Origin of the sequence: Savagea faecisuis (assembly GCF_042675605.1) — a bacterium.
In the GTDB taxonomy this organism is placed as follows: Bacteria; Bacillota; Bacilli; order Bacillales_A; family Planococcaceae; genus Savagea; species Savagea faecisuis.
The window spans coordinates 1-21,780 of sequence record NZ_JBHTJF010000023.1; the positions used below are offsets into that span (position 1 = coordinate 1).

The window sequence follows — 21,780 nt, forward strand, 5'->3', positions numbered from 1 at the left end:
ATTCTACCAAGAAAGGGTCTTCCTTTTTACATGGAATTTTTCATTTACACAAAATATTTTATACTCTCATGACGAAAATGCTTTAGAGATAAAAAAATAGTTTGAGGTTATAAAAGATATATCTAAAAAATGATAAAGTAGTGCATAAATATATCTTGTTTTGTATATTTAGAGTTAATTTTATAAAATTTGTATTTTCAAATATTGATAAAAACAGAAAATTAAAAAATAAAAAATTTAAGTGAAGAAATGGATAAATGAATGAATTTAAAAAACATTTAATTTTTTTGTTAAATAAATGTTTAAGATTGAGAGGGGGCGGGTATGTACCGTACAGTGGTGTTTTTCGTGAAAAAGTTGAAGTTTAAGCATTTGACATCTCAATTTCTTTCGTATAACATTGCTAATCAGACTGAAATTTAATAAAAAAATCAAATATTTTCGGAGTTGATATGTGTGGAACCAATTATAAAAGTCGAAAATCTTTCCAAGGTTTTCGGGACACGAATTAAACAAAGTGTCCAGTTACTAGAGGAGGGGAAAACGAAAGAACAAATTTTAAAAGAAACAGGAGATACGGTCGGTGTCAATCGAGCGAATTTTGAAGTGTATCCTGGTGAAATTTTTGTCATTATGGGACTTTCTGGTAGTGGTAAGTCGACACTCATTCGTTTAATTAACCGACTCATTGAGCCGACGGAAGGCAGTATCGTCATCGGTGGACAAGATTTAGCAAAAGCAGATAAAGCAACTTTGCGTGACATTCGACGCAAAAAGCTCGGAATGGTATTCCAAAGTTTCGCGCTCTTTCCGCATCGAACAGTGCTTGAGAACGCAGCGTTCGGTTTGGAAGTTCAGAAAGTAGCGAAAGCAGAGCGCGAGAAAAAAGCGCAAGAAGCATTAGAACTCGTGGGGTTAGGTAATTATATCCATCAATATCCTGATCAATTATCAGGCGGTATGCAGCAGCGTGTCGGGTTGGCACGTGCATTAGCAAATGATCCGGATGTTCTCTTGATGGACGAAGCATTCTCCGCTTTAGATCCTCTCATTCGTAAAGATATGCAAGACGAACTCGTCGATCTTCAAGCGCATATGGCTCGCACAATTTTATTCATTACCCATGACTTAGACGAAGCGCTCCGTATCGGAGACCGCATCGCTTTAATGCGTGACGGTGTCATCGTTCAAATTGGTACACCAGAAGAAATCTTAATGAATCCAGCAAACGCGTATGTAGAGAAGTTCGTAGAAGATGTTGACCGTTCGAAAGTGTTAACGGCTCAACATATTATGAACCGTCCTGAAATGATCAACGTCGATAACCATGGACCGCGTGTCGCATTAGAGCGTATGCGTGAAGAAGGGATCTCGGGTGTGTATGTCGTAGACAGCAAACGACATCTCGTCGGTTATGTGACAGCTGATGCGGCAAGTGAAGCAATTAAAGAGAAAAAAGAATTACGTGATGTGCTCATTACAGACATTCCAACAGTCGATAAAGATTTACCGATGAGTGATATTTTCAACGTCATTCACGATTCACCTTTACCGATTGCGGTGACGGAAGAAGGACGTCTATTAGGCGTGCTCGTCCGCGGTGCTGTAATCGCCGCATTATCGGAAGAAGGAGAGGTGAATATGAATGTCTAGTATTTTAGACTTCGCTCCTCGTATTCCAATCGCGGAGAAAACGAAAGACTTTGTCGATTGGATGACAGATGCATTTTCAGGGATTTTCGGTTATTTGAAAAAAGACGGGAAAGAAGCTTTAAATGGCTTATCCGACGCAATGGAAGCTATTCCGCCTGTCGTCGTCATCATTCTCGTCGCTTTACTCGCATTTTTCATTACGGGTAAAAAATTCGGCTTAGCGACATTCTCAGTAGTTGGGCTTTGGCTCATTTATAACCAAGGATTCTGGAGCCAATTGATCGATACGTTCACGCTCGTATTAGTGTCGAGTGTTTTATCGGTCGTCATCGGGATTCCGCTCGGTATTTTAATGGCGAAAAGTAAAGTCGCAGAAGCGATCATCACGCCTGTTTTAGACTTTATGCAGACGATGCCAGCGTTCGTGTACTTAATTCCAGCGGTTGCCTTTTTCGGAATCGGAATGGTGCCAGGGGTGTTCGCATCACTCATTTTCGCGACACCACCTACTGTGCGTATGACGAATTTAGGAATTCGTCAAGTGTCGACGGAGTTAGTGGAAGCGGCGGATGCTTTCGGTTGTACACCTGGACAAAAATTGTTCAAAGTAGAATTGCCAATGGCGAAATCAACGATGATGGCTGGTGTGAACCAAACGATTATGCTCGCCTTATCAATGGTCGTTACAGCAAGTATGATCGGTGCGCCAGGTCTCGGAAGTGAAGTATTGAGTGCCTTACAACGTGCTCAAGTCGGACCAGGATTCGCAGCAGGGCTCGGTATCGTTATTTTAGCGATTATCGTCGACCGTTTAGCACAAAACATTAATAAAAATAAGAAAAAAACGTCATGAACACTTTTCCATTGAAAAGTTTCATATAAAAATTTTAAAGGAGATGGATTATTTGTTAACAACAGGATTAAAGCGTTTCGGCTTAGTAGCTGGACTCTCATTATCACTCATCATCGCAGGATGTAGTTCAGATGACAACGCAAAAGAAGAAGGAAATACGGATGGCTCAAGTGCTGAAACTTCAGTAAGTGAAGCAGTCAACTATACAATTACAGGAATTGAACCAGGTGCAGGTGTATTCAAAGCGGCAGAAAATGCGGTAGACGAATATGACTTAAAAGGCTGGGACGTTCAAGCGTCATCAAGTGGTGCGATGGCGACAGCGCTCGGTGAAGCGGTGAAAAACGAAGAGCCAATCATCGTTACAGGATGGACACCACACTGGAAATTCGCAAAATATGACTTGAAATATTTAGAAGATCCAAAAGGTGTATTTGGTGACGTGGAAACGATCAACACGATGACACGTAAAGGATTTAAAGACGACAATCCAAATGCTTACAAATTTTTAGAGCAGTTCGAATGGACGACAGAAGATATGGAAGCAGTGATGGCTGAAATTGAAGAAGGAACTTCACCAGCAGAAGCAGCAGCGAACTGGGTAGAAGCGAACGAAGAAAAAGTCGCTACTTGGACAGAAGGCGTTGAAGAAGGTACAGGCGAGATCGAACTCGTTTATGTTGAGTGGGATTCTGAAATTTCATCGACAAACGTTGTCGGTAAAGTGTTAGAAGACTTAGGTTACACAGTGACATTAACACCGCTTGACAATGCGATCATGTGGCAAGCAATTGCAGGTGGCGAAGCGGACGCAATGGTGGCAGCTTGGTTACCAGCAACACACGGTGACTTATACGAGCAGTTCAAAGATGACATTGACAATGTAGGTGTGAACTTAACAGGTGCAAAAATCGGTTTAGTCGTTCCAACATATGTCGACATCGACTCAATTGAAGATTTAGAGTCAAAATAATACGCTCTATTTTTCATTAAATAGGGTGAACGACAGAGGCATTTTCCGTTTACAATTGAACGGAAAATGCTTTTTTACGCTGGAAAAACATTTCGGAAAGGATGAGGTGTTTTTCGTATATATGGTAAAAATAAACTATAATGAAAGAAAAGAGAGGAGAATGTAATATGTTATTCCTTTGGTACGGTTCTATTTTGGCAGCGCTCGCGACGTTAGCATTCGGCTTATCTCGTCGCTCACCGAAATATGTTGTAATTAGTGCTATTTTATTTTTACCATTTTCTTATTATTTCTTAGGGTTTCCAGTGGCAATTCGCTATGTCGGTTTATTACCTGTCGCGCTTCTTCTTCTCGCTATTATAATGAAGCGTAAACATATGTCGAAAGCAGCGGTTTAAACGGTTCCTCCTCTTTTTGTTTCGCTTATTTCACGATAGGGAATAAGGAGAGCGAGGTGATCAAGATGTATCCGAAATTACTTTGGAAACGAGAAGCATTGCGACAAAATGTTGAAACACTTGATTTGTATTGTCAGAAGCAAGCATTGCAGTGGATTGCGGTGACGAAAGGTTTTTGTGCGCATTTACCGATCGTGGAAGCATTAGTTCAATCGGGCGTGACCCATTTTGCAGATTCGAAGTGGCAACATATTCACGAAATGAAAGAACGCTTTCCGAATATTCATGTTGATCTCATTCGAATTCCGGCGAGAGAAGAAATTCCGTACGTCGTAGGAGTAGCTACACGCATCGTCGTCACGTCGTATGAAGTAGCGCATTTATTGAATGAAGAAGCAAAAAGTAAAAATAGTATACAGCCGATCATCGTGTTTATCGAACTAGGTGATCGACGTGAGGGCATATCGCAAGAAAAGGCAACGCAATTATTAAAACGTTTGGACGAGCTTACACATATTCGAGTCATCGGAGTAGGGATGAATGTCACTTGTTTTAACGGAGTGGTGCCAGATGGAGAGAAGATGCAAGAGTGGGCATCCTTTGTCGAACGTCTTCCTCGAAAGTATGACGTATATTCAGGGGGAAGTTCTAGTGTTTTGCAAACTTTGTGGAATGAGAAACCTCTACCGTATGTGACGGAGTTACGGATCGGTGAAGCATTGTTATTTGGTGTGGAAGCTTCGTATGGGGAAGCTTTGCCAAAGATGCGTCAAGACGTATTCGAACTGCATGTGCAAGTCGTCGAAGTAGAATGGAAAGAAGAACGACCATCAGGGATGTGCAGTGCGCGTACTTTTCAACAAGGGGTTCGGCAAAATCGAGACGGGTTACGCAAGCGTGCTATCATTCATCTTGGGGCGCAAGATGTTGCGGTTGAAGCGATTTGTCCGGTAGATTCGAATATCGAAATAATCGGTTGGTGTAGCGATTATACGATTTTAGATGTGACGGACTGCCACGAGGACATCGATGTTCATTCCATTATCGCTTTTCACATTCAATATGCCGCCTTGTTGCGCTTGACGACATCGCCTTACGTTACGATAGAAGAAATGGAAAAAAACGAGAAGTGATTAGTCTTCTCGTTTTTTCTTTTCTTGTTTCGCTTCTTCTTTTTCTGTTACCGTAAATGTCGTCGACAATGTAACATTGAACGTATTTTCATTTTCGCCGAGAATGTTAAATTGAAAAATAGCATCCACTTCATATTCTCCTGGCTCAAAATCCCCTGCATTTAAAGCGGCAACATGTTCGTCTGTGTAAGGTTTTCCGATGCCTTGAATGTGCGGAAGTGCTTTGAATTGATACGGTTCAACGAGCATTTGTTCAGGTTGTAACGTAATGCGTCGTGCCGCTCCGCTCGGGGGAGATGCGTACTCAAATCGTTCATCGATGCGACGCGTATGGAAAGTAACCCACGAGGAGTCGAAAGTCGCAAATGTCGCTTCTTCGCCATTGTATTGAAGCAAGGCAAGCATCTCAATTTGTTCACCGGTGTAGTAATTTGTCTTCGCATCCGCCAGCGTAAACTCAAAATCTTCTATTTCCTCTGTATGCACAGTTTCTTCACGTTTTATTTTTTTCTCATTTTGACAAGCAGTTAGAACGAGAAGTACGCTGACGATCAGGAGAGTCATTAACTTTTTATTCAACATAAAACCGCCTTTCTATCGTTATTTTACCACGATTAATAGGGAAGTTGAATGTCAAAATTCAGATTGACTCTCATTTTGAAAATTGTTACGATGAAGAAAATAGCAGAAAAGTAGGCGACGTCTTTGAATTGGAAAGTAGTAGGGAATATCGTCGGATTTATTCTCGTCATCGTTGTAGGCCTTTTTATTTTTGGAGATTCCTTTCAAAAACAATTAACGAGCGTCATGAATCAAATCGATCAAGTCGATGAAATTGTCGTCGATGGAAAAACTGTTTTTGAAGGAGAGCAAGCGAAACCGTATGTAGAAAAAAATCCGGTATCGTTCATTATGGAATTATCTAAAAAAGAGCGGAAACAATTCGTCAACGCACCGTTACATGAAATCGAATATCGAATCGATGGGAAAAAATTGTACGATGTTCATATTTTACAATGGGACGGCGATGAAAGTGAGTGGCAACAGTGGATTGCTCAAAATCATCTCGATGATACGGTCATTCGTACGTATTCCTTTATGAAAGAAGGTCAACCGCTCATCATTTACTGGCCGAAAAACCGCTATATTTTATGGGCGGATACGGAAGCGACAGAACGATTGTTTGAACAACTCAATGGATAGAAAAAGCTCGGACGACGATGTCCGAGCTTTTCTTTATGAACGTTGTTGAGGTAAAAGCCATTCATAAATGACTTGAGTTCCTCGTTCTCCAAGACCTTCACTTTCGATTTGTTCGTACAATTCGAGTGCTAAGTCAAGTCCTGGCGTTTTGAAATTGAGTTCTTTTGCGACTTCTTGTGCGATGCGCATATCTTTCACGAAATGTTTCACGAAAAATCCAGGATCCGTATCGCCTTTTAACATGCGCGGTCCGAGATTGTCCATCGTCCAGCTTCCACCAGCACCTGGTGCGACAGTTTGGCGTGCACGTTCTGGATCAAGTCCTGTTTTGTTCGCGTAAAGGAGCGCTTCCGATACCGATAACATCGTGCCAGCGACGGCGATTTGATTGCTCATTTTCGCATGTTGTCCAGATCCTGCAGGACCGTGCAACATTATATTTTGTCCGATCGCTTGGAAAATTGGCTGCACTTTTTCGTAAGCTGCTTCGTCGCCACCGACCATGATTGATAACGTTCCATTTTTCGCACCGATATCTCCCCCAGAAACAGGCGCATCTAAAGCGAACATATTGCGTTTTGCAGCACTTTCGCCAATTTTTTCTGCAAGTAATGGACTCGAAGTTGTAAGATCGATAAAGATTGTCCCTTCTTTGGCGTTTTCCAATAAGCCGTCCGCTCCGAAATACGTTTCCTCTACGTCGATCGGATAGCCGACAATCGTCATAATGACGTCGCTCGTTTCAGCGATTTCTTTCACCGTATCGAGCACGCGAGCTCCCGTTTCTTCGAGTGCTTCCGCTTTCGCACGCGTTCTGTTGTACATGTTCACTTCAAATCCTGCTTTTCGTAAATTGCGGATCATGCCACTTCCCATAACCCCTGTACCGATAAATCCAATTTGCATCCAAATAACCCCCTTAAGTTGTGTTGTCTTTAGTATAGAATGAACTTATTTGAAAAGAAAGGTAAGTCTCTGAAAAAGTAACGATTTTGGAACGTAAGGAAAAATCGTATCGCGCAATGTGACGAGCCAGCGCCGGTCCCATTGTGCCGCCCAACCGATTTGTCTTGAAATATCGATGACCTTTTTCGTTTTCGGAACACGGTACGCATCGTATCGCTCTGCAATGAGTTCCCACGTATCTTCCCGTTCAAAAGCGAGCATTAACTCATACGCATCTTCAATCGATTGCCCAGCACCTTGTCCCATATTCGGCGTCGTCGCATGAGCGGCATCCCCTAACAATAAAATGCGTCCGTAATGGAAAGTAGAAAGAGGCGCAATGTCATATAAATCGTGATGTAAGAAATAATCGTCTTTCGTCTCTTGAATGAGCCGTTCGACAGTAGGGCCGAAATGTTTAAACTGCGCGGCTACTTCACGGGGAGATAAATTTGCATAAAATGCGTCTCCTTCGCGCGCATTGACACAAGCAAACCAGTACACCTCGCCATTATGTAAAGGAGCCCACCCGAAACGCCCGTCCGTCGACCATGCTTCACTTGAAACGTGTAGTGGGACATCTCTCTCATTTTGCGAAATGCCGCGCCAACATGTGTATCCTGCGTAGCGTGGAGAGGAGTTCGGTACGAGTTGTTGGCGGAAAAGAGAATGAATGCCATCTGCTGCGATGACGAATTCATGTGTCGTTACCGTCCCGTCTGTAAAAGTTAATGTGACACTATCTTCATTTTGTGTAAAATGTTCGACTCGTTTATTGAAATGAAATGAAGCAGAAGGAACTGCTTCAAAAAGGGCTTCATGTAAATCAGCACGCTGAATCGTAATCGTTTCCTCACCGAATTGCTTTTTTAAACGGGTGAAATCAATTGTATTCATCAATTTTCCTTTCCCGTTATAAAATCGTTGTTCGTGGAGTGGCAAGCCGTGCGCTAAAATTGATTCCCCAACTTCCATTTGTTGCAAGGCGAGCATCGCATTCGAACCGATCCCAATCCCTGCTCCTAACGGTTTGAAAGAAGAAGTACTTTCATAAATTGTTGTCGAAATCCCAATTTTATTTAAAGCGACCGCTGTTGCTAAGCCTCCAATGCCACCACCGACAATCGCAATGTCCATCATAGTTCTCCTCCTTTTTCTTCATTATAACAAACCGTGACGAGAAAGATGTTTAAAAGAAAGTGAAGGTGGTATACATACAATGATTCAAAAACATGAGGAGGAATATAACATGGCAAAAATCGCAGCAGTACTCGCAGATCAGTTTGAGGATATTGAGTTTACACGTCCGAAAAAAGCATACGAAGATGCAGGTCATACAGTAGAAGTAGTAGGGCTTGAAGAAGGCACTGTAACAGGTAAACATGGCGAACAAGTACAAGTCGATGTGAAAGTAGCAGATGCCGATTACGGTACGTACGATGCACTCTTTATCGCAGGTGGCTTTTCACCCGATATTTTACGTGCAGACGACGAAATGGTTGAATTTACAAAGCAGTTCATGGATGACATGAAACCTGTTTTCACAATTTGTCACGGTCCTCAACTATTAATTAATACGAAAACATTAGACGGTCGCGACATTACAGGATACAAATCGATCTTAGTCGATTTAGAAAACGCAGGTGCAAAATTGCACGACACATCTGTTTTCGTCTGTCAAAATCAACTCGTCTCAAGCCGTACACCAGACGACTTAGATGACTTTGAAAAAGCGTCAGTCGAATTACTTCAAGAAAAAGGTCTATAGTCAGCATTTATTGCATGAATGTGCTATAGTGAACATAATTTCATAGTGAAAAGCATTCTAGGGTTCCGAGCTATCGCTGTCTGTGACCGAGAGAATGCGCGAAGGAAACTTCGTACACGGAAGGAGAAAAGCCTGGGAGATATGACTCGTCATATGTCCTAGGCTTTTTTCTATGTAGAAAGGAATGAAAATCATGGCAAAAGAATGGTTGAAAATTGTCGTCGCCGGTTTATTTGAAGTCGGTTGGGTTGTTGGTTTAACGCATTCGACGACTTGGTGGCAATGGGGATTGACGGCGATCGCTGTTTACATTAGCTTTTATTATTTAATCATGGCGGGAGAGAAGTTGCCAGTCGGTACGTCGTATGCGGTTTTCGTTGGAATTGGCACCGTCGGAACGGTCTTGATGGAAAATGTTGTCTTCGGAGGCGAGTGGAGCTTTTTACAAGCATTATTTGTCACGACATTGCTCGCAAGCATTGTCGGTTTAAAACGCGTATCGGGGGAGGGGTAATATGATTTGGGTCGTCTTAATTTTCGCTGGTTTATTTGAAGTGTTAGGGGTGATGATGATTTCTTATTTTCATCAACAGCGCAATTTACGTTCTGTCGTATATATGATCGGTAGTTTTGCGATTAGTTTTGCTTTATTGAAAATCGCACTCATGACATTACCGATGGCGACCGCTTATGCCATTTGGACAGGGATTGGCGCAGCGGGTGGCGCGCTCGTCGGAATGTTGTTTTTCGGAGAATCGAAAGATGTTAAGCGTATTTTCTTTATTACACTTATTATCGCCTCTGTCATCGGCTTGAAAGTGATCGGCAGTTAAAGCGATTAAGTATAGTACAAAAGTTTTATTTCCATTTTTCAAGAAAAAGCGAGAGTCCCTTATATGATAGCGTTTCGATAAATTTTTGCAAAATTCATTCTCTAAATCTTCTTTGAACGACATGTGAAAGTGTGTAAGAATGGATAATGCGAGACATTTTGAGGCGAAGGACGTATCGTTTGTCTGCTTTTGTTTTTTGAGAGCACGGACTCACATTTTACGCTTCGCAAAATGTTACACTTATCACTCTCTTTTAGAGCGATGAGCGATATTCGTTTTGAAATGCCAAATTAAGTGAGCCGTTCGTACGTTTCTCGCCGTACATGAAAAGAACGAGCTGACGTCATTTGGGAAGGTGGAACTTTTTACATGTCGGAACAGGTGTACCAATTCATTGCGCTTCTTTTGTATATGGTCGCGTTATTATGGATTGGCTGGTATGCGTATAAGAAAACTACAGATTTAACAGATTTTATGCTCGGAGGACGTTCGCTCGGTCCAGGCGTAACCGCATTAAGTGCGGGGGCTGCGGATATGTCAGGTTGGCTGTTAATGGGCTTGCCTGGTGCGATTTATTTATATGGAGCGAGTGAATTGTGGATGGGTGTCGGCTTGCTTGTCGGCGCGTATGTCAATTGGTTGCTCGTCGCTCCTCGCTTACGAGCATATACGGAAGTGAATGATTCCATCACTGTCCCGAGCTATTTGGAAAACCGTTTGAAAGATACTTCGAATATTTTAAGAATGGTGACAGCGCTCGTCATTTTACTATTTTTTACGTTTTACGTATCGAGTGGAATGGTCGCAGGCGGGAAGTTTTTTGAAAGCTCATTCGGCCTCGATTATCACGTCGGTTTAATTACCGTTGCCGTCGTCGTCATCGCGTACACATTATTCGGTGGATTTTTAGCGGTAAGTTATACGGACTTTTTCCAAGGACTTATTATGTTTTTCGCTTTAATTCTCGTCCCGATCGGTGGCGTCATCTATTTTGGTGGATGGGCTGAAGTGAAAGAAATTATCATGTCGCTCAATCCGTCTCATTTTAGTTGGACCTCTTCGGTTGAAGCGGGCTCTGTCCTCGGTGATTATTTAGCGAGCATTGACAAAGTGCGTGCTGTCACATTTGCTGGAATTGCTTCGTCTCTCGCATGGGGGCTCGGTTATTTCGGTCAACCGCATATTATCGTGCGCTTTATGGCGATTGAATCGCTAAATGAAGTGAAAAGTGCTCGTCGCATCGGCACAGGTTGGATGTTGTTAAGTTTGATCGGTGCGACATTTACCGCATTTGTCGGGCTCGCGTATTTTTCACAACGTGAAGGAATTGGGGCGATTGACCCTGAAACGGTCTTCATCGTCATGGGGCAAGTGTTGTTCCATCCGATTATTGCAGGAGTCATTTTAGCGGCGGTACTCGCAGCGGTGATGAGTACGATTTCGTCTCAATTAATTGTGACGTCTTCAGCGCTCGTCGAAGATTTGCACAAAGCGATCTTCAAGCGTCATCGTCCAGACCGCTATTATGTGTTGTTAGGACGTGTTGCGATCTTATTCGTCTCGGCTATCGCTTTACTGCTTGCATGGCCGAACAATGAGTCAATTTTATCGCTTGTAGCTTTCGCATGGGCAGGCTTCGGGGGAGCATTCGGACCGATCGTTTTATTGTCATTGTATTGGCGCGGTCTCACTTCACAAGGAGCGATTGCAGGGATGATCGTCGGTGCGATCACTGCTTTCATTTGGCATTACACGCCGATTGACACAGGAATTTTCGCTGTGTATGAAATTATTCCAGCGTTTATTTTAAACTTGCTTGTTGCGATATTCATTAGTCGCAAAACTTATACAAAGAACGACCAGATTGAACAGGAATTTGAAGAGACGCTCGCTTTATTGAAGAAGCGTCCATAAAGGAAAGCGTACAGTTTCGCACTGTGCGCTTTTTCTCATTAGACAAATTGACGAACTTTTATTACGCTAATAGAAAGAACTTATGAGGAGGAGAAAGACCGATGCCGACGATTGTAATTGCAGAAGATGAAATGCCGATACGCCGTGTGTTAGCGCTATATTTTGAGCGTGCTGGTTATGACGTATTGCAAGCAGAAAACGGAGAAGAAGCGTTGCGCTTTTGGAAAGAGCATGCCGTTGACGGTTTCGTATTAGATATTATGATGCCGTTCGTGGACGGTTGGACTGTTTTAGAAACAATTCGGGCGGAAAGTGATGTGCCGATTATTATGCTGACGGCACTCGGGGATGTGCCGAATCGCATTCAAGGATTAAAAAAAGGAGCGGACGATTACATTGCGAAGCCGTTTGAAGCGGAAGAAGTCGTCTTGCGAATGGAAGCGATTTTTAAACGGATTGCGCCACCGCGCTTCGTCTACGGTTCTCTCGTCATCGTTCCAGAAGGGCATACGGTTACATTAAAGGGTCGCCCAATCGATTTAACACCGAAAGATTTTGCGATGTTAGCTTTTCTCGCTCGGCATCCGAACCGGACTTTTACGCGTGAAGAGATTATTGAACATGTTTGGGGAAATTTTTATGAAGGAAGCGACCGAGCGATCGATGTAGCGGTGAAACGTATTCGTCAAGCGTTGCGCGATTGGCCAGCGGAAGAAGGGCAAATTAAGACGATTCGCGGCACGGGGTATCAATTCCATGTCCCGGCGTAAATGGCCGATGAGTCGCTACTGGTCGCTCTTGTTTTTTGCAGTGTTAATGATCGGACTACTGATCATCGGTTTCGTCGCATCTTCTTGGTTGAAACAAAATGCACTCGATGACCGTCTTCGTTTAATGGACGCTTTAGCGGTCGATGCGACAGAAGCGATTGCGCACGGCAATCCGAATGCCATTCCACAAGATATGACGACCGTGCCGCTTCTTACACAAAATGGCTCATTCGTGGCGATGAAACGAACGCCGACGATGTATGTGATGGACCGTCAAGGCATTATTCGTTTAGCGAATCAACATCAACTGATCGGCACATATGTTGCGGACGAGCGAATTTTACAAGCGCCTGTCGGGACGTCGCAACTGAAAGGGAAAGATACGATTTTCATCGTGAAACGTCCGATTGAAACGGCGTATGAAACGATTGGATATGTCGTCATGCTAGAAAAGAAGTCGGTGCTGACGGCACTTGATTCGAGTCGTTACCAGCAGTTTCTCATTTTCATCATCGCCTTGGCAGTCATCGGATTCATCGTTATTTCGCTCATTTCTCGCCGTTTAACAGCACCGATTGCGACCGTTGTCGAAGCGTCACGCGCGATTGAGCGAGGCGAATATGAACAATACTTAAATACGAATTCAGTGAAAGAACTCGAACTTGTCGAGTTGATGGAGTCCTTTAACGCGATGTCGAGCCGTCTGCAACAGCTCGAATCGGTTCGAACGGAATTGCTTGCGGGCGTGACGCATGAATTAAAGACGCCACTCACATCGATGACGAGCTTACTACAAGCGTTGCGTGACGATGTCGTACCTGAAGAAGAACGTGCGGAGTTCGTCGAATATGCGTTAGAAGAAGGAGAGAAAATGAAGCGCCTCGTCGATGATTTAGTCGAATTTAATACGTTTGCGACCGGACGTGTGCACGTTGAATTAGAAATGCTCGATGTGCGTGAAGTACTCGAACGTCTCGCTCATGTTTATGAAGCGACTTATCCAAACGTAACGATCGAACTTTGGGAAGCTCCGGTTTTATTATCGGTCGATCGTTTACGCCTCGAACAAATCGTCAAAAACTTATGGAATAATAGCGTGCGTGCTATCCGGGAACGAGGGGCATTACAAGTCGTGTACGAAAATGAAAGTGACGCGCATTGTTTTTATTTCATCGATGAAGGGAAAGGAATACCAGAGGAAGAACAGCCGTATATTTTCGAGCGATTTTTCAGAGGACAAGAGAAGCTCGAAAGTCGTGGATTCGGTCTCGGTTTAACGCTTGCGCAAATGATGGCGCATTCGATGAATGGTCATTTACACCTTGTCCGAAGTGACGAACGAGGAACGGTTTTTCGTTTAATTTTTCAAAAATAAAGAGCGTTTGTCATACAGCTGACATATAACGGCTTTATAATGAAACTATAAGAACGAGACGGAGGAGATTGTTATGGCGAAAGAAACAGGAAAATTAGCAGTACAATTAATTGGAGCGGGTGTTTTAGGTTCCGCTTTTACATTGATTGGCGTCACGCAATTTGACCTATTAAATACAAATCATTCGGATGAACAAAATAAAGAAGTCGTCGATCAACAAGTGAAGCAGCAAAGTGAACAAGCGACACAAGTGAATCATACGACGCAAAATTTAAGTGATATTATCGCAAAAGCGTCGCCGAGTGTTGTAGGTGTCGTCAATTATGGCCAACATCCTTTCCAACAACAGACAGTTGAACAAGGCGTCGGTTCAGGTGTCATTTATAAAGTAGATGGCGACAAAACGTATATTGTGACGAACAACCACGTCATCGAGCAAGCGATGAACATCGAAGTGTCTCTCCATGATGGTGAGCGCGTTCCTGCGAAATTGATTGGAACAGACGTATTGACGGATTTAGCTGTGCTCGAAATTGCGACGATTGACGGCATGGAACCTTTACCATTCGGCGAAACGACAAACCTTCAAATGGGGCAAGATGTCATCGCCATTGGAAACCCGCTCGGCTTAAATTTATCGAGCACTGTGACGAAAGGAATTATTAGTGGACTGGACCGAACAGTTCCTGTCGAAACGTCACAAGGAAACTGGGAATTAAACGTTTTACAAACGGATGCTGCGATCAACCCCGGAAATAGCGGGGGCGCCTTATTAAATTTACAAGGCGAAGTGATCGGCATTAACACGTTGAAAATCGCGAGTGAAAAAGTAGAAGGGCTCGGATTTGCGATTCCGAGTGAGGAAGTGCAAACGGTCGTCGATGAATTGTTAGAAAACGGTGAACTCAAGCGTCCGATGCTTGGCGTGCGCGTCATTGATTTAAGTCAATATGCGAATCCTTACGCTGCCTTGCAAGGTCGTGAAGTCATTACCGGACTTAGCGTCGATTCAGTAGAACCGGGTTCTATTGCACAAAAAGCAGGAATGCAACGAGGCGACATTATTAAAAAATTAAACGATGTCGAAATTGAATCGATGTACGATTTACGTAAGTTTTTATATCGAGATGTGAAAGAAGGAGATGTCGTGACAGCGACAGTGCTCCGCAATGAAAAGCCGATTCAATTACAACTCCAATTTTAAAAGATGACATATATATAAACGAGAGTACGGATATTCATTCCATGTACTCTCGTTTTGCATTCCTTTACGTCGTTTGTTGTTTTTTCATCCGATAAATTAAAAAGCGTGCGTGATCGTCTTTTTCGTAAAGTCCGGGCACAACGACTTCTTGCGTTACGCGGAACGGGGTGCTTCGTTCTAAAAATCGAATGTATGATTCTGTAGGGTAATATAAAATAATGTCAAGATCTCGCGGATGTTCTTTCGCGGAAGCGACGATTCGTTGTACGACTTGTTGGAATAACTCGACAGTGAACGGATTGAAGAAGTAAAAATGAGTATCTTCTTTTTTGATCGTATAGCGTTCCGCAAATTTTTGTTTAAAGCGAATTTTCCCTTTACCGCGGCGGATGCGTGTGCGGAATGTTTCTTTATTAAGTAATGCTTTCGCATGTAATTCTTCACTCATTTCAATTCCTTTGACGAGGTTTTGAAAACGGCTATGGACGTAAAAAGGGACGCGTCCTTTACCACTACCGAAGTCGACAAGTACCGCATCCTCTTGTAGATCATACTCGTAAAACAATTCGTCTAACGCTTCATACGGCGTCGGTTCATATCGGTGATGATGTGTTGATTTTTTTAAGTCACTCCGCCATCCAGTCGTTTTAATTTTTAACTGTTTTTCATAATGAGCAGCAACCAATGAATTCACTCCATTTCCATATTCAACAGCATTATACTAAATAATAGGAAGAAGTCAAAAATGCAATGAAATTGTAACTTTTCTGTACTGGCAGGTCGATTACAATAGAAAAGGAGAAAGGAAGAGTAGCTGTCAACAACCCGCCACTTAACGACCTTGCGGTCTGTTTGAAGTGGGGGCTTGCGTCTACCAAATTACAGCAGTGCCTCTACCCTCATAGAGTGCAATTACGCTTGTTCCTACCCAGTAGTGCGAACGAGCAAAGCTCTCCTACCTTCGAGTGGTGGAACACAAGGACGGTTGACTTCGCCCCTACCGCAAGGGATATACCCAAACAGTAACCGTTAAAACGGATTTCGATACGCTAAAGATTTTACGGTTACAACGATTTCCTGTAACCAACCTCATATCTTTAGTTGTCAAAGAACGATAAGAGTGCCTTCAGCAACAATTTGCCCAACGGTTTTCTCTTATTGTTTATTCTAATAAAATTGAAAGGAGGAGGCAAGGTACAGGTTTCAGATACTACCGTATCTGACGGCAATTCCTCCCCCACTTATCGTTGAGCGATCGCCCTTCACACGATTAAAGTGGGGGTATCCTTGCCGATTTCAGATGAAAAGATTTCTATTGTTTAGCCTCTTATTCGTATTGACGGCTTGTCAATTGGGGGCGTATGAAGAAGTGGACTTGTTAGATTTTGAAGTCGTTGTAGCAGGGGATGTCGTACCGCAGCAAGTAGAACAAATGCAGCTCTATACATTAGGTAGCCAATGTGTCAGTTTAGAAAAAGCAGCGACATGTACAGATGTCGGATGGGAACCTGAAGCTTTAAATGTCATCGATGTCCCTCAAGGCGAGACGATTGAAATTCACGAATTGACGTACGGTGAACGAGCAAAAAGAATAACGGTCGATCGCGTCATTGATGTCGAATCGTTAAAGACGGAGCGGATTTTAGAAGATGGGGGCGAAGCATTTCAAGTGCCTGAACAATCCGGACATTATATGTACATCGTCACTTTACATTATGCAGACGGCAAGCAGTTCAAAAAAGCGGACGGTTCGATTTTACTCAATTTACGCGTGAAATAAAAAAGACAAAGTCGGTTTATTTCGACTCTGTCTCTTTTTGTTTCACCGTATCAAGCGCAGCTCTTCGGCGTGCTAAAATCGTCATCGATAAAAATAAATAAAGGGCGAAAATCGTCGCGATCAATGCTGTGACGAATGACCATTCAAATAACTGCTCGCGCGAAATTTGTCCTGTCGCGTCACTTTGTTGAAACTTCACATAGTTGACGACCGTATTTATAAGAAAGGCGAGGATGGGTGCTACCCAAACACGCTTTAAAAGGAGCGTCACACCAACGCTGATTGAAACGATGACGAACGGGATGATGACGAACTGTACAAATGGATCCATTGTTGAACACCTCACTTCTGACAATATAACGAAAAGAGCGTACAATGTAAATGAATTTCAAAGAAAGGCGTGACCGAAATGAACAACCCACGTGTCGGTGTAGGAGCCGTCATTTTAAATGAAGCGAGTGAGATATTATTATTAAAACGATTAAAATCCCCAGAAATGTATGCCTGGAGTATACCAGGAGGGAAAGTCGATTGGATGGAAACGATTGAAGAAGCGATCGTTCGAGAAATCGAGGAAGAATTAGGGGTATCGATTGAGCTCATTCGTCTCGTCGGCGTTACGAATCACATTTTACCTGACGAACAAGCACACTGGGTGGCACCTACGTATTTGGCGAAAATTGCGAAAGGGGAACCGCGCAATATGGAGCCGAACAAACATGAAGCGATCGGTTGGTTCGCCTTGGATGATTTGCCTGAGCCTCTTACACTCACAACAACTTCGGCATTACGAGATTTACAACAAATGATTTATTAAAGAAGGTGAACGGTTTGCGGTGGGTAGAACAATTGACAATCGGTCGAATCGCGATTGAAGTGACGGAAGTAGGCATTCAAAAAGTAGAATTTACAGAAGAAGCTGTAGGTGGCGAACGCAATCATTGGACGAACGAATGTCTAGCATGGCTCGCGCAATATTTTGAAGGAGACACTACGCCGTGCGATGTACCGCTCGTTGCGACAGGAACTGAGTTTCAACAGAAGGTGTGGCAAGCGTTGCGAACGATTCCGTACGGAGAGACGCGCACGTACGAAGGGATCGCGATTCAAATCGGTAAGCCGAACGCATATCGAGCAGTCGGGAATGCGAACAATAAAAATCCTTGGATGATCCTCACGCCGTGCCATCGCGTCATCGGAAAGAACGGTAAACTCGTCGGATATCGTGGAGGATTATCGTTTAAAGAACAGTTATTAGTACATGAACGACGACATTCACATTGAATGTCGTTTTTTAGTACGATATAATAAATGAATAGTCATTCAGAAAGGAGAGAGTGTATGAACGTTGAAACGATTCAAGGGGTGACGGCCGTTTGCCAAACTGTCAAAACGATTGGCAATATGCAAATGGACGTTTGTTTTTATATGATTGACAATACATTGATCGATAGTGGGCCGTATCGTTTGGAGAAGCCATCGCTCGAAATGATTACAAATTCAGCAGTGGACCGCGTCTTATATACGCATCATCATGAAGACCATACAGGAAATGGAGCAGCGCTTGAGCAACTCGGCTATGATCAATGGATTCATCCACTCGGTCAAGACATTTGTGCAAAAGATGCGGAGATTCCATGGTACCGTGAACAGTTTTGGGGCAAACGTTCTGCATTTCAAACGCAACCGCTTAGCGAAATGTTTGATACAGGAAAACGAACATTACAAGTATTACATACGCCAGGACATTCTTTCGATCATGTAGCGTTATATGACGCATCGGAAGGGATTTTGTTCACAGGGGACTTATTCGTTCAACCACGTCCGAAAAGTTTGTTCGAATTCGAAATTGTTCCTGAACATATTCAGTCTTTGCAATATTTATTAGAACAAGACTTCGAGACGACATTTTGTCATCATCAAGGGTATTTGAAAGATGGACGACAAGCACTTGAACAGAAACTCAATTATTGGCTAGAATTGACGGAGCGTGTACAAGAAGAAGCGAGTCGAGGATACACGATCGATGAGATTACGAAAAAGCTGTTCCCGAAACAACATCCGATGAATATCGTGTCGGAAGGGCAAAACTCACCGAAACATATCGTACAAAGTATTTTGACCGGAAAGGGTGTCACTTTATATTAAGAAAACGCCGAAGTTGGTGAAAAGGACCAACTTCAGCGTTTTTTTATTTCGTTTTAAATTGTGCGATTTCTGCTTTTAAAACATCTGCGAGTTGAGCGAGACGTTCTGTACTTGCTGATATTTCTTGCATCGCTGCGAGCTGCTCTTCTGTTGCTGCGGTCGTATCTTGTGACGTGCTCGTCGACTGTTCTGCGAGATCTCGTAACGTGCTCGTCGTAGATAATACTTCATTAGACATCGCTTGAATTTGCTCAACGGCTGCTGATACAGTTTCAATTTTATGATGCACTTCAGAAACGGAACATTCAATCTGCTCGAATGTAGCGAGTGACTCTTCTGTACGTTCGAGCCCTGTCGTTACTTTTTGTTGCCCTAAAATGATGGATTGTACAGCTTGCTCAGCAGATGTGCGCACTTCGATGATCATTTCATCGATTTTTGATGCAGATTTCGTCGATTCTTCTGCTAAGTTTCGTACTTCTTCTGCAACGACAGCGAATCCAGCACCGTGTTCACCTGCGCGAGCGGCTTCAATTGCAGCGTTTAAAGCGAGTAAGTTCGTCTGTTCACTTATGCCAGCGATCAATGCGGAAGCTTCTTGGATTTCGCTCGATTTGCGAGCCATTTGCTCCATAATTGTCGTCGATTGTTGAATTGTTTCGTTAATATCATTCATTTGAGTTGAAACGTCATGCATCACATGCTTTCCACTTTGGACGTAACGCTCCATTTCATCAGCAGACTGCAACATTTCTTCGTTGCTCGCTGTAATTTGATCGATACCGAGTCCGACTTCTTTTAAAGATTCTGTCGACTGTTCGACGTAATTCGCTTGTTCTTCACTCATTCGCATACTACTTTCAGCAGCAAGTGTGACCATTTCACTGGAAGCGAGAGATTCTTCTGTGCTTGCAGAGAGTTGTTCGGATTGAGAGGCGAGTTCTTGTGAAGAATCATTCACTTTACGAATGACACCGTTCCACGTCGCAAGCATTTGGTTTAAGGCAGCTGCCATTTGTTGAATCTCATCTTTCGTTTTGACCGAAATTGGTTCGACGGCTAAGTTTCCGTTCGCCATTTCAATTAAATGATTCGTCGCTGTTAAAAGAGGGCGACGAATCGAGCGGCTTAAAATTAAAATGATCGTTAAACCACCTAAAATCGCAAAAATGACAATCGCAATCATCGTCATATTCGACTTAGCAATTGATTTTTCCAAGTCGATAATGGCTACATCTGCTTCATCGTGCAGTTTTTCAATTGTCTCTTCAGCCATTTGAACGAAATCACGGTTCATAGCAGTAGCGGTAGCTGCAACGCCCATTAAGTAAGCGCTTTCACCTTCCGTGTGATAATTCATTGCAACTTCAATTGCCATATCGAAGTATTGATATAAGTAATCTTTCATTTCATCGAGCCGAGCCTCGTAATCGGGACCGAGTTCTTCGTACAGTTCATCCATCGTTGCTTTTGAGTTTTGTTCAAGTTGATCAATGTTCGTTAAGTAAACATCTTCTCGATATAACATATATCCTCTTAAATTCGCTACGATTTGTAGAGAGTTAGAAAGAAGATGATCGAGTGCGGCAATGGGTTCCATTTTTTCTTCTAATATAACATCATATTGATCTGTAACTTTCTTACTAGTCAAAAAACTTAGACTAGCAACGATGAGTAAAAGTATCGCAATTAGTCCAAAAGCAGCTAAAAATTTTGATTGTACAGACTTCATTTTTACACATCCTTTGCATCATTATGTATTATACGTATCATCATATAACAATTTTGATATAAAAACGAGCGCTTTTTATATAAATGTTATAAATAGACTGATTTTTAGGTCGTTAGGTTCGATATTTGCTATTTCGGGTATGTAAGCAGGAGAAGAGGAATGAATATGCAACAGTTAAAAATTTTAGTCGTCGGGCAACAAGTCGAAGCGATTTATGAGCGGTTTGTCGCATTGGATAGTGAACGTTTTGCACTGACAATCGTTCAAGGGTATACAGATGAGACGACGTATGAAGATTTCTCGAAGCGTGTTCAGCAGTACAGTGAAGTAGGAGAAGATGTCATCGTCTATACGATTCAATCGAACGAACGATGGAAAGAGATTGATGAGCAAACGTTAAAGTTTTTACGAGGACATGATAAACGAGTCGTCGTTTTACAAGTAGGGCAAGCGAGTATTTCTGAAAAGAGAGAAGAAGAGTGGGCGAAAGAGCAAGTGGACTATGTAAATTTGAACGCAGTTGAAGATTTAAATAGTTTTCTTCATCAATTAGGAGAACGTCAAGTCCAATTCGCTGAATTAGATCAAGTGAAAGAGGAAGTGGAAAAGTCGATTCGTCGTCACGTCGGCATTGCTTTCGCAGTCGGCTTTACACCGATTCCTTTCGCGGACGGGCCGATATTGTTAGCGAATCAAGCGAAAATGTTATCGAAAGCGATGCAGCGATACGACCTTGGCAGTTTAACGCGCCAAATACAAACGATTGTCGGGGCACTTGGACTCGGACAAGTCGTATCGCAATTCGGGCGTTACGCTGTATCCCAAGTGGCCAAATTAATTCCAGGTGTCGGAACTGTCGCAGGTGGTGTCATTAACGGAGCGGTCGCTAGTGCTATTACGACAGCGCTCGGTTTGACGATTTCAGAGCTGAGTTATCGTGTGAAACGAGAAATGATTCTCGACCCGAACGTTTCAAAAAAAGAATTGATTGACCGTATTTTTACAAAAGAAGAAGCAAAACAATTATTTGACCAATTTTTGAAAAAAGAACAGCAATCTTAAAAACGAGGGCGTTGATGCTCTCGTTTTTTGTTATAC

The 21,780-nt window shown here is 42.8% G+C and carries 24 protein-coding genes and 1 riboswitch; of the genes, 18 read left to right on the forward strand and 6 right to left on the reverse strand.

The window, feature by feature from the left end; all coding sequences use genetic code 11:
* Positions 1–456: 456 nt before the first annotated feature.
* The 5 genes from ACFQ0V_RS07700 (at position 457) to ACFQ0V_RS07720 (ending at position 5,010) form a co-directional block, all read left to right on the forward strand.
* Positions 457–1,653, forward strand: coding sequence for a quaternary amine ABC transporter ATP-binding protein (locus tag ACFQ0V_RS07700; RefSeq protein WP_381011888.1), 1,197 nt, complete (start codon positions 457–459; stop codon positions 1,651–1,653).
* Positions 1,646–2,506 carry an ABC transporter permease gene (locus tag ACFQ0V_RS07705; protein ID WP_381011891.1) on the forward strand — a complete coding sequence of 287 codons (861 nt, stop codon included), beginning with the start codon at positions 1,646–1,648 and terminating at the stop codon, positions 2,504–2,506. Before ACFQ0V_RS07700 ends, ACFQ0V_RS07705 begins: the two co-directional genes overlap by 8 nt.
* 52 nt (positions 2,507–2,558) lie before the next feature.
* Positions 2,559–3,479, forward strand: a complete 921-nt coding sequence (locus ACFQ0V_RS07710; protein WP_381011893.1) for a glycine betaine ABC transporter substrate-binding protein — start codon at positions 2,559–2,561, stop codon at positions 3,477–3,479.
* 167 nt (positions 3,480–3,646) lie between these two features.
* Entirely contained in the window at positions 3,647–3,877 is a 231-nt protein-coding gene (locus ACFQ0V_RS07715; protein ID WP_381011896.1) for a hypothetical protein, read from the forward strand.
* A gap of 65 nt (positions 3,878–3,942) precedes the next feature.
* Positions 3,943–5,010 carry an alanine racemase gene (locus tag ACFQ0V_RS07720; RefSeq protein WP_381012064.1) on the forward strand — a complete coding sequence of 356 codons (1,068 nt, stop codon included), beginning with the start codon at positions 3,943–3,945 and terminating at the stop codon, positions 5,008–5,010.
* Here the strand turns inward: ACFQ0V_RS07720 and ACFQ0V_RS07725 are convergent, their stop codons facing one another.
* On the reverse strand, positions 5,011–5,589 hold the full coding sequence (locus ACFQ0V_RS07725) for a hypothetical protein (protein ID WP_381011898.1): 579 nt from the start codon (positions 5,587–5,589) through the stop codon (positions 5,011–5,013).
* A 126-nt stretch (positions 5,590–5,715) separates the two neighbouring features.
* Between ACFQ0V_RS07725 and ACFQ0V_RS07730 the strand changes: the two genes are divergently transcribed.
* The gene (locus ACFQ0V_RS07730) at positions 5,716–6,213 is read left to right on the forward strand and encodes a hypothetical protein (protein WP_381011899.1); all 498 of its coding nucleotides are present in this window, start codon (positions 5,716–5,718) and stop codon (positions 6,211–6,213) included.
* Between the two features lie 33 nt (positions 6,214–6,246).
* Here ACFQ0V_RS07730 and ACFQ0V_RS07735 read toward each other — a convergent pair whose 3' ends face one another.
* Positions 6,247–7,119, reverse strand: a complete 873-nt coding sequence (locus ACFQ0V_RS07735) for an NAD(P)-dependent oxidoreductase (protein WP_381011902.1) — start codon at positions 7,117–7,119, stop codon at positions 6,247–6,249.
* Between the two features lie 45 nt (positions 7,120–7,164).
* Positions 7,165–8,295: an FAD-dependent monooxygenase gene (locus ACFQ0V_RS07740; RefSeq protein WP_381011905.1), complete on the reverse strand. Its 1,131-nt coding sequence runs from the start codon at positions 8,293–8,295 to the stop codon at positions 7,165–7,167.
* 112 nt (positions 8,296–8,407) lie between these two features.
* Between ACFQ0V_RS07740 and ACFQ0V_RS07745 the strand changes: the two genes are divergently transcribed.
* From ACFQ0V_RS07745 to ACFQ0V_RS07775, 7 genes are all read left to right on the forward strand, one after another.
* The gene (locus ACFQ0V_RS07745) at positions 8,408–8,926 is read left to right on the forward strand and encodes a type 1 glutamine amidotransferase domain-containing protein (protein ID WP_381011908.1); all 519 of its coding nucleotides are present in this window, start codon (positions 8,408–8,410) and stop codon (positions 8,924–8,926) included.
* A gap of 46 nt (positions 8,927–8,972) precedes the next feature.
* Positions 8,973–9,067: riboswitch (guanidine-I (ykkC/yxkD leader) on the forward strand.
* Positions 9,068–9,119: 52 nt separating this feature from the next.
* On the forward strand, positions 9,120–9,440 hold the full coding sequence (locus ACFQ0V_RS07750) for a DMT family transporter (RefSeq protein WP_381011911.1): 321 nt from the start codon (positions 9,120–9,122) through the stop codon (positions 9,438–9,440).
* Position 9,441: 1 nt separating this feature from the next.
* Complete coding sequence (locus ACFQ0V_RS07755; protein ID WP_381011914.1) at positions 9,442–9,759, forward strand: DMT family transporter; 318 nt, start codon at positions 9,442–9,444, stop codon at positions 9,757–9,759.
* 369 nt (positions 9,760–10,128) lie between these two features.
* Positions 10,129–11,673 (forward strand): sodium/proline symporter PutP, encoded by a 1,545-nt coding sequence (putP, locus tag ACFQ0V_RS07760; protein WP_381011917.1) that lies wholly within the window; start codon positions 10,129–10,131, stop codon positions 11,671–11,673.
* A 101-nt stretch (positions 11,674–11,774) separates the two neighbouring features.
* Complete coding sequence (locus ACFQ0V_RS07765; protein ID WP_381011920.1) at positions 11,775–12,443, forward strand: response regulator transcription factor; 669 nt, start codon at positions 11,775–11,777, stop codon at positions 12,441–12,443.
* Positions 12,430–13,818 carry a sensor histidine kinase gene (locus tag ACFQ0V_RS07770; protein WP_381011923.1) on the forward strand — a complete coding sequence of 463 codons (1,389 nt, stop codon included), beginning with the start codon at positions 12,430–12,432 and terminating at the stop codon, positions 13,816–13,818. The genes ACFQ0V_RS07765 and ACFQ0V_RS07770 overlap by 14 nt, the downstream gene beginning before the upstream one ends.
* 73 nt (positions 13,819–13,891) lie before the next feature.
* Positions 13,892–15,022 (forward strand): S1C family serine protease, encoded by a 1,131-nt coding sequence (locus ACFQ0V_RS07775; RefSeq protein ID WP_381011926.1) that lies wholly within the window; start codon positions 13,892–13,894, stop codon positions 15,020–15,022.
* A gap of 64 nt (positions 15,023–15,086) precedes the next feature.
* Here ACFQ0V_RS07775 and ACFQ0V_RS07780 read toward each other — a convergent pair whose 3' ends face one another.
* Positions 15,087–15,707 carry an SAM-dependent methyltransferase gene (locus ACFQ0V_RS07780; protein ID WP_381011928.1) on the reverse strand — a complete coding sequence of 207 codons (621 nt, stop codon included), beginning with the start codon at positions 15,705–15,707 and terminating at the stop codon, positions 15,087–15,089.
* Positions 15,708–16,391: 684 nt separating this feature from the next.
* Between ACFQ0V_RS07780 and ACFQ0V_RS07785 the strand changes: the two genes are divergently transcribed.
* The gene (locus ACFQ0V_RS07785) at positions 16,392–16,802 is read left to right on the forward strand and encodes a hypothetical protein (protein WP_381011930.1); all 411 of its coding nucleotides are present in this window, start codon (positions 16,392–16,394) and stop codon (positions 16,800–16,802) included.
* A gap of 16 nt (positions 16,803–16,818) precedes the next feature.
* On the opposite strand, the gene ACFQ0V_RS07790 is transcribed toward ACFQ0V_RS07785, so the two are convergent.
* Positions 16,819–17,133 carry a hypothetical protein gene (locus tag ACFQ0V_RS07790; RefSeq protein ID WP_381011933.1) on the reverse strand — a complete coding sequence of 105 codons (315 nt, stop codon included), beginning with the start codon at positions 17,131–17,133 and terminating at the stop codon, positions 16,819–16,821.
* 78 nt (positions 17,134–17,211) lie between these two features.
* Between ACFQ0V_RS07790 and ACFQ0V_RS07795 the strand changes: the two genes are divergently transcribed.
* Genes ACFQ0V_RS07795 through ACFQ0V_RS07805 form a run of 3 tightly spaced genes read left to right on the forward strand, consistent with a single transcriptional unit; the run spans position 17,212 to position 18,950 of the window.
* A complete protein-coding gene (locus ACFQ0V_RS07795) occupies positions 17,212–17,619 on the forward strand; it encodes an NUDIX hydrolase (protein ID WP_381011936.1) in 408 nt (135 codons plus the stop codon).
* A 14-nt stretch (positions 17,620–17,633) separates the two neighbouring features.
* Complete coding sequence (locus ACFQ0V_RS07800; RefSeq protein ID WP_381011939.1) at positions 17,634–18,086, forward strand: methylated-DNA--[protein]-cysteine S-methyltransferase; 453 nt, start codon at positions 17,634–17,636, stop codon at positions 18,084–18,086.
* 57 nt (positions 18,087–18,143) lie between these two features.
* Positions 18,144–18,950 (forward strand): MBL fold metallo-hydrolase, encoded by an 807-nt coding sequence (locus ACFQ0V_RS07805; protein ID WP_381011941.1) that lies wholly within the window; start codon positions 18,144–18,146, stop codon positions 18,948–18,950.
* Between the two features lie 43 nt (positions 18,951–18,993).
* Here ACFQ0V_RS07805 and ACFQ0V_RS07810 read toward each other — a convergent pair whose 3' ends face one another.
* Positions 18,994–20,682, reverse strand: a complete 1,689-nt coding sequence (locus tag ACFQ0V_RS07810) for a methyl-accepting chemotaxis protein (RefSeq protein ID WP_381011944.1) — start codon at positions 20,680–20,682, stop codon at positions 18,994–18,996.
* Positions 20,683–20,847: 165 nt separating this feature from the next.
* Between ACFQ0V_RS07810 and ACFQ0V_RS07815 the strand changes: the two genes are divergently transcribed.
* Positions 20,848–21,744 (forward strand): YcjF family protein, encoded by an 897-nt coding sequence (locus ACFQ0V_RS07815; RefSeq protein ID WP_381011947.1) that lies wholly within the window; start codon positions 20,848–20,850, stop codon positions 21,742–21,744.
* Positions 21,745–21,780: the final 36 nt, after the last annotated feature.